A 10000-nucleotide genomic window follows, 5' to 3' on the forward strand; every position below is an offset into this window, starting at 1 on the left:
GGGGGCAGGGGGAGCAGAAGAAGTAACAGTAATATTCTCCTCATCTCCCTTGTCTCCCTTGTCCCCCTCATCTCCCCTACTTTGGGAAAAACTTGGTGCAATTTTACTCTTCCTGGGTTGGCTAGTTTCAGTAGTAAATTATCCTTGGCAAGCGATCGCTGTGAGTGGTTTGGGTTTGTGGTTTGTGGGAAATCGTTTGCAGAGGTACAGTTTTAAGGCTGACTTGGCAGCAGTTTTTGTCATTGGCTTACAGACAATTTGGCTCTTTTGGCGATTAGTACCTGATAACTTACAAAAATGGGCGATCGCTATCGGCACTCAACTCACCAATTCTCAAAATGAACCTTGGGCGTTACTGAGTGTAGCTTTATTTCCCTACATAGTTTTGATGGTGGCGCTCACAGATAGCCTGCATCGTAGCCAAAAACGAGAATTAGCTAAGTCTGGCGAACTGCTCACCCTCTTATTTGGAACTTTTTTAACAACGATCGCGCTCATAAATCCCACGTTGCGATCGCTAAATCTGCTATTTTCTACCACCACTCTCGCATTCGTCACTCAACGCCGCTCTCCCTCCTCTCTTCCCCTGGTATATCTAACTCATATCATGGGGGTGCTGACATTTTGCTCTACCATTAATTGGCTGTTACCAAGTCTGAGTCAAGAAGCCTGGGCAAGTATTTTATTAGCTCTCATGGTTGCAGAATGGGTATTTAGCCTGAGCAATGGACTATGGCAACGTAGTGCATGGGACATCGGTTTAGTACTAGCCGCCGCTAGTTTTTTCCTATTGTGGATGAATGCAGAATTATCTTGGTATGGCATAGCTGATAGCCGAGCTTATTGGGGAGTCTTATGGCTAGTTACGCCTTTAGCTCTCACGGGTGTTGCCAATCGCACAATTATAGAGCGTCGCACTACTAGCTGTTATTTGAGTGTCTTGGCTGTGGGAGTTGCCCAGCTACTTACTTTACAGCTACCAGGAACCAGATTAATCGGTTTGGCTGTGGCTGCGGGATTGATGTTTACAAATACGCGCTATTTGCGAAATCAAATATCTGCGGTAATTACAGAAGGATTTGTTCTGAGTTTCATTGGGGCGTTGTTATGGGCAGGTGTACCTGGTTTACCTCACCTCGCGTTAGCAGGTTGGTTTGTCGCAGGAGCGATCGCAACCCTAAGTCTATGGTTAGTGCGAACACTTTTGAACCAACGCGGTAACGAATTAGGAATCATATATGCAGCCGCTAGTAATAAATGGGCGATCGCATTGTGTGGTTTTGAGTTATTGGGTTTGACACTGCACTCAGTGCTGATTTACCAAGGGTTTACTACTTCGGGATTTTTGTACTTAATTGCCACTGCAATCACCTTGGCAGCCATTGTTTATCGCAGTTGGCAAGAACCGACAAATTGGGCATTTTATGGCATTGGTTGGTGTTTGGAATTGTTGACTGCTGAGGTACTAGGGTTTGGGGAACGATCAACTGTTAAAATTGCGATCGCGGAGCGTGGCTTGCCAATCGCTAACATTGTTTTGGGTTTAATTGCTCAACTTGTCGGAGAGTGGTGGCGACGACGACATCGATCAGAAAGGCTTCCTAGCAGTTTTCACATTCTGCCATTAATTTATGGTGTATTCAGTGTATTACTGCGTTTGGACACATTTACCAATTGGACAGGTTTGTGTTCTTTGGGTGTAGCTTTAATCATCATTGGCGTAGGGCGACGGCACGAAAACTTTAAACCCCTGCTGTACTTAGGAATCATTGGCATATCAATTTCTGCCTATGAACTTTTGTTCTATCAAATGTTACAAGTATCAGGAGGAGCATTAGGTGATGGATTGATTGCCATGTCTGCTCTTGGCACTAGTATTATGTATGCTTACCGTATCTTGTCTCCTTGGCTTAGAAGTTACTTAAGCTTAACTCCCCAAGAACTCAAAGGAATTGCCCATATTCACTGGGCTTGGAGTAGCTGTTTATTAATGGCCGCCCTTGCTACTCCCATTGGAGTTAACCGTTCGGTGGGATTGGGAACTGGGATATTCTTGATTCGCTATGCCATCTTTCAGGGAAAGCGAACGCGCCAACTGTCCTTGGCAACAGCGTCGGGTATAACAATAGATGAAATCTGGGTTTACCTGGGTTTGTTAGAGGCAGGTTTCATCAGTATTTACTTGCAGGATATGCCAATAGGACGTTTATTTACTACACAATTACTTCCTTGGAACGGTGCGATCGCCTGTGTGGTAGCTTATTGTCTTTACATCCTACCTTGGGAAAATTGGGGTTGGTCTAAAAGAGCTTGGCAGCAAGCCGCCTACATCATACCCCTAATAATTTTATGGCAAACCAGACTGCAAATTTACCCAATTACCTTGCTATTCGCAGCTGGATTTTACATTTTCCTAGCAAAGGTGGGTGAAAACATTCGTTTTACCTATATTAGTGTGGCGTTGATTAATTGGGCGCTTTACCGATGGTTTTATAACTTAAACTTGACAAATGCTTTGTGGTATGTAGCACCAATTGGATTATCACTGCTTTATATTGCTCAAGTAGATTTTCAACTGAGGCTACTAGAGTATAAAACCGCTCGCCACAGTCTCCGGTTGCTAGGTAGTGGTTTAATTTGTGGGTGGGCAATTTTATTTCATCAAAACACTGCCTGGATACCGGGGATTTTCAGCCTCATCGCCATTTTTGCCGGATTAGCTTTGCGAGTGCGGGCTTTTCTCTACATTGGTACAGCCACTTTTTTAATCACTACAATCTATCAATCAGTAATTTTCAGCTTGCAATACTCTTTCTTAAAATGGGTTGTTGGCTTGCTAGTTGGCATTTTACTAATTTATATTGCCGCTAACTTTGAAACCCGTCGCGCTCAAATAACTTCCCTCATTCGCAGCACTATTGATGAATTTCAATCATGGGAATAGGGCTAGGTATTAAGCTAAGGGTTGAACTAATTAGACAGGCGATCGCCTATCGCACTGCATTGCATTTGTTATTTCGGCGATCGCTTGACTTTTAAAACAGTCGCTACAAAAATGGCGATGTCTACAACGGGCTACGCCAACGCACTTACTCTACCTCAACTCACTCCATGCTGGCAAAATGTTCCTGTAGCATCCGATGAACGAAAATGTAACCACCGCCAACCTTTTGCAGAAAAATGCGATTAGTATTCATCAAAAAATATTGCTCAAGGTTAACGTTTCGATGTTTCGCACAGTCTGTAGGAATTTCCGCCTTCCCTGTAAGAACTTCCGTCTTGACGTTTCGGTGTTTCGCGCAGTCTGTAGGAATTTCCGCCTTCCCTGTAGGAACTTTCGTCTTGACGTTTCGGTGTTTCGCGCAGTCTGTAGGAATTTCCGCTTTCCCTGTAGGAACTTCCGCCTTGACGTTTCGGTGTTTCGCGCAGTCTGTAGAAACTTCTGCCTTAACTTTACTGAGTCCTGAGTGAGAAAAAAGTAAGAACAAGTTCACTCTACAGATTTCTAACACATCGAAATTTTTCATAAACTCGCCCCTAGTTGCTCCTTGTGAAGCAACTGCGGTTATGAGAGGAGAGGGGATGAAAATTGATGAAATTACTCAAATTTTAATCTTTAAAAAAATAAATAATTTTACGCAGGACAACCTTTTAAAAAATTGTCCACTATAGAACAATACAGTTCAGATAAGACCAAAACATTTGTAGAGACGGCGATTTATCGCGTCTCAAAAACCCAAAATTTTGTACCAGTAGCCCTTAACTGAACCGTATTGCACTATAGAATTACTAGAAATTTAGGCTTTTCATCTAAAGGAGTATTAACTATGGCAAGACAAAAACGCGATTCACGTATTCTTAGCAAAGCTGAGATGCGCTTGGCAAGTATCAAATCTATCAGTCCTACTTTAAATGTCGGAGATAGTTTAACGGTTAAAGATTATACTGACAAAATTGCAAGTCTCCGCCAATCTTTAGAAGCCTACAATACCACTCTCTCTACTATTGATGTTTTATTAACCCAAATCACCGAAAATGAACAAGATTTGGCAGACTATTCTGAAAAAATTTTGCTTGGTGTTGCTCATAAGTTTGGTAAAAATAGCCACGAGTATCAGATGGCTGGGGGTACTCGTAAAAGCGATCGCAAGCGTAGTGTGCGCCAAGGTGTTGTTTTGACTACCAGTTAAGAGCAAGACTCTTATCATCAATACGGTTTGCAACACCCAAAAATGAAGGTTAAGAAAATTAGGAGGATAGGGAATACAAAGATTTCACCCACTCCCATTCTTGCGTCAAACCATCTTTTAGAGAGACTTGCGGCTGATATCCCAGAATTTTCTGCGCTTTAGATATATCAGCAGCAGTATGACGAGCGTCTCCCATCGCCTTTTCTATGTGGTGTTTTTTAATTGGTTTCCCGACGATTTCTTCAATTGTGTTGAAGACTTCTGCTAAAACTACCCTGCTACCGCCACCGATATTAAAGATTTCTCCCACTGCTTGGGGTGCGATCGCGGCAGCTAAATTAGCGCTTATGATATCACTAACAAACGTAAACTCCCGCGTTTGCTGTCCATCACCGTAAATAGAAATTGCCTCATTCTGCAAAATAGATTTAAAGAACTTATGAAATGCCATATCTGGGCGCTGTTTGGGGCCATAAACTGTAAAATAGCGCAATGTTACACAGGGCACACCAAAGTTTTTGTAATATAGTTCACACAAAAATTCTGCTGCTAGCTTCGTAATGCCATAAGGAGAAACTGGTTGGGGGCAAATTCCCTCGTGAGTAGGTAATCTTTCTGCATCACCATATACACTCGACGAAGAGGCAAATATTAACCTTGTCAGGTGTTTAGCATCCTTAGCTGCTTCCAGTAAAACTTGTGTAGCGTTAACATTTCGTTCTGTGTAACCTCGAAAAGCTTTACCCCAACTTGCTCTGACACCCGCTTGTGCTGCTTGATGGTAAACTACATCAACATTTTTTAGGAGTTTCTGCCAATCTAAAAACTGAATATCTCCTTCAATTAATGTAAAGCCAGGTGACTGATGTAAGTGTGTAATATTCTTACGCTTTAATATAGGATCGTAGTAATCATTAAATTCATCAATCCCGATCACTTCTTCTCCTTGTTGCAGCAACGTTTCTGCAAGATGAGAACCAATAAAGCCGGCGGCTCCAGTAACGATAATTTTAGCCATGTTGCCTGTTTTTTGATATCTTAATGAATCTTTATATAGTGTCCTTCACCTCGACATCCATCGATAGCAAAATTTTTTGGATTAAACAAGATGGCATCAAAGTTAGCATTGCAAACCAATTGGTTGAACTCGGTGTTCCCAAAGAAGATATTAGACCTCTTGCAAAATTATTTTATGGTATGATATGCAGTTTTTACCTATAATCTAGTTAAAAATGCATTACGAGCAAAGCAAAAGGTTATCAAATCGAGAGTTCAAACGTTTAGTGACAAGCTATCCTATTAGAAAAAGATTGGTGCTGTATTTGTTATTAGAAAAAAATCGTGCGATGGCTTACTATACAAAAGCTCTAGAATTTAGAAAAGGCAAATGTTTTCGGAAAGTGACAAAAGAGGGATAATTGCTGGTCTTTATAACTACGAACTGACTACTATTGCTACATTGAACTTCATATAGTTGTTAGATTTTCAAAAATTTTAACCCTTAACTATATCACAATTTTTTTTTGCAAGAGGTCTATTGTTTTGGGTTTTTATCCTTAAAAAATGCCATATTAGAACGACTTTGCAGTGGGATAATGAACCTCATTACTTAAATAAAATCTTCATACTCAAATCTAACCACTTTGACTGAGTAATTGGCGCACTGCTAGAAATATAATCAACACCCGTCTCTGCTACACCACGAATCGTGTCCAAAGTAACATTCCCCGAAGCCTCAATTTTCACCCGACTATCCTGCTGGCGAATCAACTGTACTGCCTCACACATCATCTCCAAAGGCATATTGTCCAGCATAATAATGTCAGCCTTGTGCTGCAAAGCTTCTTTCACCTGCTCTAAATTTTCCGTCTCTACCTCTATTGTCAAGGGATAAGATACCTGAGAACGAATACAGGTAACTGCTTCTCCAATTCCTCCAGCCGCCACAATGTGATTGTCCTTAATCATCACCGCATCATCCAGCCCCATGCGGTGATTAATTGCCCCGCCTACAGCAGTCGCGTACTTTTCTAACAGTCTTAGTCCTGGTGTAGTTTTGCGAGTGTCCACCAACTGAGCAGGTAAATCAGCAATTTGCTCCACATATATATTAGTTAGCGTTGCAATTCCACTCAGTCGCATAGCTAAGTTCAGAGCAACCCGTTCCCCCATCAGCAGCGCATCGAGCGAACCATGAATTTCAGCTACTATCTGTCCCGGCTCGCACCATGCACCTTCAGGCATAACCATTACAAAGCTAACTTTTTCATTCAAAATCTGAAACACTCTAGCTGCAACTGGTAAGCCAGCAATTATCCCAGTAGCTTTAGCTATCCATTTAGCCGAGCCTAATGTCACATCTTCTACTAGTAGCGTATTTGTTGTGCGATCGCCTCGTCCTATATCCTCCAACAACCAGCCACGCAACAGTGGATCTAAAACTAGCCAAGGTGGTAAAACACCAGAATTCCTCACAATTTTATTGTTTCCTTCTCGACTTCCAGGAATACTATAGCTTAAAACCCTTATTCTTTAAGGCTTTCAAGGGACAATAAAAGAGTCCAAAAAATATTTTGGAAAAATAGTTGACAAGATAAAGGAGGTTCGTTATATTGAATAAGTGCCTGAAGCGAAGCGAAACAAAGCGACGCTGGAGGAACACCGAACCTTGAAAATATTATAGTTTGAAAGCGATTATACAGCAAGTGATTTGCGTCAAGCAAATTAAAGATAACTAAGCTGAAGTTAAAAAAGAGCAGCTATTGAGCTACAAACAAACCAAAACGGAGAGTTTGATCCTGGCTCAGGATGAACGCTGGCGGTATGCTTAACACATGCAAGTCGAACGAAATCTTCGGATTTAGTGGCGGACGGGTGAGTAACGCGTGAGAATCTGCCTTCAGGTCTGGGACAACCACTGGAAACGGTGGCTAATACCGGATGTGCCGAGAGGTGAAAGGTTAACTGCCTGAAGATGAGCTCGCGTCTGATTAGCTAGTTGGCAGTGTAAGAGACTACCAAGGCGACGATCAGTAGCTGGTCTGAGAGGATGATCAGCCACACTGGGACTGAGACACGGCCCAGACTCCTACGGGAGGCAGCAGTGGGGAATTTTCCGCAATGGGCGAAAGCCTGACGGAGCAATACCGCGTGAGGGAGGAAGGCTCTTGGGTCGTAAACCTCTTTTCTCAGGGAAGAACACAATGACGGTACCTGAGGAATAAGCATCGGCTAACTCCGTGCCAGCAGCCGCGGTAATACGGAGGATGCAAGCGTTATCCGGAATGATTGGGCGTAAAGCGTCCGCAGGTGGCTATGTAAGTCTGCTGTTAAAGCGTCTAGCTCAACTAGATAAAAGCAGTGGAAACTACAAGGCTAGAGTGCGTTCGGGGCAGAGGGAATTCCTGGTGTAGCGGTGAAATGCGTAGAGATCAGGAAGAACACCGGTGGCGAAGGCGCTCTGCTAGGCCGCAACTGACACTGAGGGACGAAAGCTAGGGGAGCGAATGGGATTAGATACCCCAGTAGTCCTAGCCGTAAACGATGGATACTAGGCGTGGCTTGTATCGACCCGAGCCGTGCCGTAGCTAACGCGTTAAGTATCCCGCCTGGGGAGTACGCACGCAAGTGTGAAACTCAAAGGAATTGACGGGGGCCCGCACAAGCGGTGGAGTATGTGGTTTAATTCGATGCAACGCGAAGAACCTTACCAAGGCTTGACATGTCGCGAATCTCCTTGAAAGGGGAGAGTGCCTTCGGGAGCGCGAACACAGGTGGTGCATGGCTGTCGTCAGCTCGTGTCGTGAGATGTTGGGTTAAGTCCCGCAACGAGCGCAACCCTCGTTTTTAGTTGCCAGCATTAAGTTGGGCACTCTAGAGAGACTGCCGGTGACAAACCGGAGGAAGGTGGGGATGACGTCAAGTCAGCATGCCCCTTACGCCTTGGGCTACACACGTACTACAATGCTCCGGACAGAGGGCAGCAAGCATGCGAATGCAAGCTAATCCCGTAAACCGGAGCTCAGTTCAGATCGCAGGCTGCAACTCGCCTGCGTGAAGGAGGAATCGCTAGTAATTGCAGGTCAGCATACTGCAGTGAATTCGTTCCCGGGCCTTGTACACACCGCCCGTCACACCATGGAAGCTGGTAGTGCCCGAAGTCATTACTCCAACCTTTCGGGGGGGAGGATGCCTAAGGCAGGACTGGTGACTGGGGTGAAGTCGTAACAAGGTAGCCGTACCGGAAGGTGTGGCTGGATCACCTCCTTTTTAGGGAGACCTACACCCCTCAGAAATCGAAAAGCACACAGTTAAATAGATACTGAGATGGTCAAACCTAGGTCGGTCGCAGACATTTGCAATTGTTGAAAGCTTTCAAACTATGATTTGGTTCGATATGGGCTATTAGCTCAGGTGGTTAGAGCGCACCCCTGATAAGGGTGAGGTCCCTGGTTCGAGTCCAGGATGGCCCACCTGAAGAATTTGAGATTGCCGATTTTAGATTTTGGATTGAGTTTTATTTCAATCTAAAATCGAAAATTCAAAATCCAAAATTCTGTCTGGGGGTTTAGCTCAGTTGGTAGAGCGCCTGCTTTGCAAGCAGGATGTCAGCGGTTCGAGTCCGCTAACCTCCACCTGTGGCGATTGCCAAAATGAAAGTAAGAGAAATCAGCAACATGGCTTAGATGCCAGACTGCTGAGTGAAATCTCAGCCAGAACCTTGAAAACTGCATAGTAACGCGAAATTAGCAGGCAGACACAGACATTCTTTTATGGATGTTGAGTGAATGCAAATGTAACACCAAATGTTTGAGTGGTCAAGCTAATAAGGGCTAACGGTGGATACCTAGGCACACAGAGGCGATGAAGGACGTGGTTACCGACGATATGCTCCGGGGAGTTGGAAGCAAACGAAGAGCCGGAGATTTCCGAATGGGGCAACCCTATATACTACCTGCTGAATATATAGGCAGGAGAGAGCCAACCCAGCGAATTGAAACATCTTAGTAGCTGGAGGAAGAGAAATCAAAACAGAGATTCCCTAAGTAGTGGTGAGCGAAAGGGGAAGAGCCTAAACCAAAAGATTTATCTATTGGGGTAGTGGGACAGCGATATCGAATCTGGAGGCTAGACGAAGCAGCTAAATACTGCACCAAAGAAGGTGAAAGTCCTGTAGTCGAAAGTTAAAGGATAGTAGCTGAATCCCGAGTAGCATGGGGCACGAGGAATCCCATGTGAATCAGCGAGGACCACCTCGTAAGGCTAAATACTACTGTGTGACCGATAGTGAACCAGTACCGCGAGGGAAAGGTGAAAAGAACCCCGGAAGGGGAGTGAAATAGAACATGAAACCGTTAGCTTACAAGCAGTGGGAGGACGATTCAACGTCTGACCGCGTGCCTGTTGAAGAATGAGCCGGCGACTTATAGGCACTGGTAGGTTAAAGCGAGAATGCTGGAGCCAAAGGGAAACCGAGTCTGAAAAGGGCGCTAATCAGTGTTTATAGACCCGAACCCTGGTGATCTAACCATGGCCAGGATGAAGCTTGGGTAACACCAAGTGGAGGTCCGCACCGACTGATGTTGAAAAATCAGCGGATGAGTTGTGGTTAGGGGTGAAATGCCAATCGAACCAGGAGCTAGCTGGTTCTCCCCGAAATGTGTTTAGGCGCAGCGGTAATGATTATATCTGGGGGGTAAAGCACTGTTTCGGTGCGGGCTGGGAGACCGGTACCAAATCGAGACAAACTCTGAATACCCAGAGCACACATTGCCAGTGAGACAGTGGGGGATAAGCTTCATTGTCAAGAG

At 44.4% G+C, this 10000-nt stretch carries 6 protein-coding genes, 2 tRNA genes and 2 rRNA genes (1 of these 10 cut by a window edge); 7 read left to right on the forward strand and 3 right to left on the reverse strand.

From position 1 onward, the window contains the following. Positions 1–2944, forward strand: a 2944-nt coding sequence (locus tag F8S12_RS11470) for a DUF2157 domain-containing protein (protein WP_196516414.1), incomplete at its 5' end; no start/stop codon positions are given. Positions 2945–3104: 160 nt separating this feature from the next. Here F8S12_RS11470 and F8S12_RS40530 read toward each other — a convergent pair. Then, positions 3105–3527 carry a hypothetical protein gene (locus tag F8S12_RS40530; protein WP_230967953.1) on the reverse strand — a complete coding sequence of 141 codons (423 nt, stop codon included), beginning with the start codon at positions 3525–3527 and terminating at the stop codon, positions 3105–3107. 300 nt (positions 3528–3827) lie between these two features. On the opposite strand from F8S12_RS40530, the gene F8S12_RS11480 reads away from it, so the two are divergent. Further along, positions 3828–4190 (forward strand): hypothetical protein, encoded by a 363-nt coding sequence (locus F8S12_RS11480; RefSeq protein WP_196516415.1) that lies wholly within the window; start codon positions 3828–3830, stop codon positions 4188–4190. A gap of 58 nt (positions 4191–4248) precedes the next feature. Here the strand turns inward: F8S12_RS11480 and F8S12_RS11485 are convergent, their stop codons facing one another. Then, complete coding sequence (locus F8S12_RS11485; RefSeq protein ID WP_196516416.1) at positions 4249–5208, reverse strand: NAD-dependent epimerase/dehydratase family protein; 960 nt, start codon at positions 5206–5208, stop codon at positions 4249–4251. A 23-nt stretch (positions 5209–5231) separates the two neighbouring features. Here F8S12_RS11485 and F8S12_RS11490 point away from each other — a divergent pair, with 23 nt between their 5' ends. Beyond that, entirely contained in the window at positions 5232–5411 is a 180-nt protein-coding gene (locus F8S12_RS11490; RefSeq protein WP_196516417.1) for an element excision factor XisI family protein, read from the forward strand. Between the two features lie 384 nt (positions 5412–5795). On the opposite strand, the gene nadC is transcribed toward F8S12_RS11490, so the two are convergent. Next, complete coding sequence (gene nadC / locus F8S12_RS11495) at positions 5796–6665, reverse strand: carboxylating nicotinate-nucleotide diphosphorylase (protein WP_196516418.1); 870 nt, start codon at positions 6663–6665, stop codon at positions 5796–5798. A 305-nt stretch (positions 6666–6970) separates the two neighbouring features. Here nadC and F8S12_RS11500 point away from each other — a divergent pair. The 4 genes from F8S12_RS11500 to F8S12_RS11515 form a co-directional block, all read left to right on the forward strand. Continuing rightward, a 16S ribosomal RNA gene (locus F8S12_RS11500) occupies positions 6971–8459 on the forward strand. 129 nt (positions 8460–8588) lie between these two features. Continuing rightward, a tRNA-Ile gene (locus F8S12_RS11505) sits at positions 8589–8662 on the forward strand. 89 nt (positions 8663–8751) lie between these two features. Continuing rightward, a tRNA-Ala gene (locus F8S12_RS11510) sits at positions 8752–8824 on the forward strand. 181 nt (positions 8825–9005) lie between these two features. Next, positions 9006–10000 (forward strand): 23S ribosomal RNA (locus F8S12_RS11515) (it continues 1891 nt past the right edge of the window). Together the 16S and 23S rRNA genes with 2 tRNA genes alongside form the textbook arrangement of a ribosomal RNA operon.

The sequence above is a fragment of the Nostoc sp. WHI genome, from assembly GCF_015714725.1.
GTDB lineage: Bacteria > Cyanobacteriota > Cyanobacteriia > Cyanobacteriales > Nostocaceae > Nostoc.

Bases quoted from the DNA above. Each gene is read 5' to 3' on its own strand.
- F8S12_RS40530 (WP_230967953.1), bottom strand. From the start codon at position 3,527: ATGAAAAATTTCGATGTGTTAGAAATCTGTAGAGTGAACTTGTTCTTA.
- F8S12_RS11480 (WP_196516415.1), top strand. From the start codon at position 3,828: ATGGCAAGACAAAAACGCGATTCACGTATTCTTAGCAAAGCTGAGATG.
- F8S12_RS11485 (WP_196516416.1), bottom strand. From the start codon at position 5,208: ATGGCTAAAATTATCGTTACTGGAGCCGCCGGCTTTATTGGTTCTCAT.
- F8S12_RS11490 (WP_196516417.1), top strand. From the start codon at position 5,232: ATGAATCTTTATATAGTGTCCTTCACCTCGACATCCATCGATAGCAAA.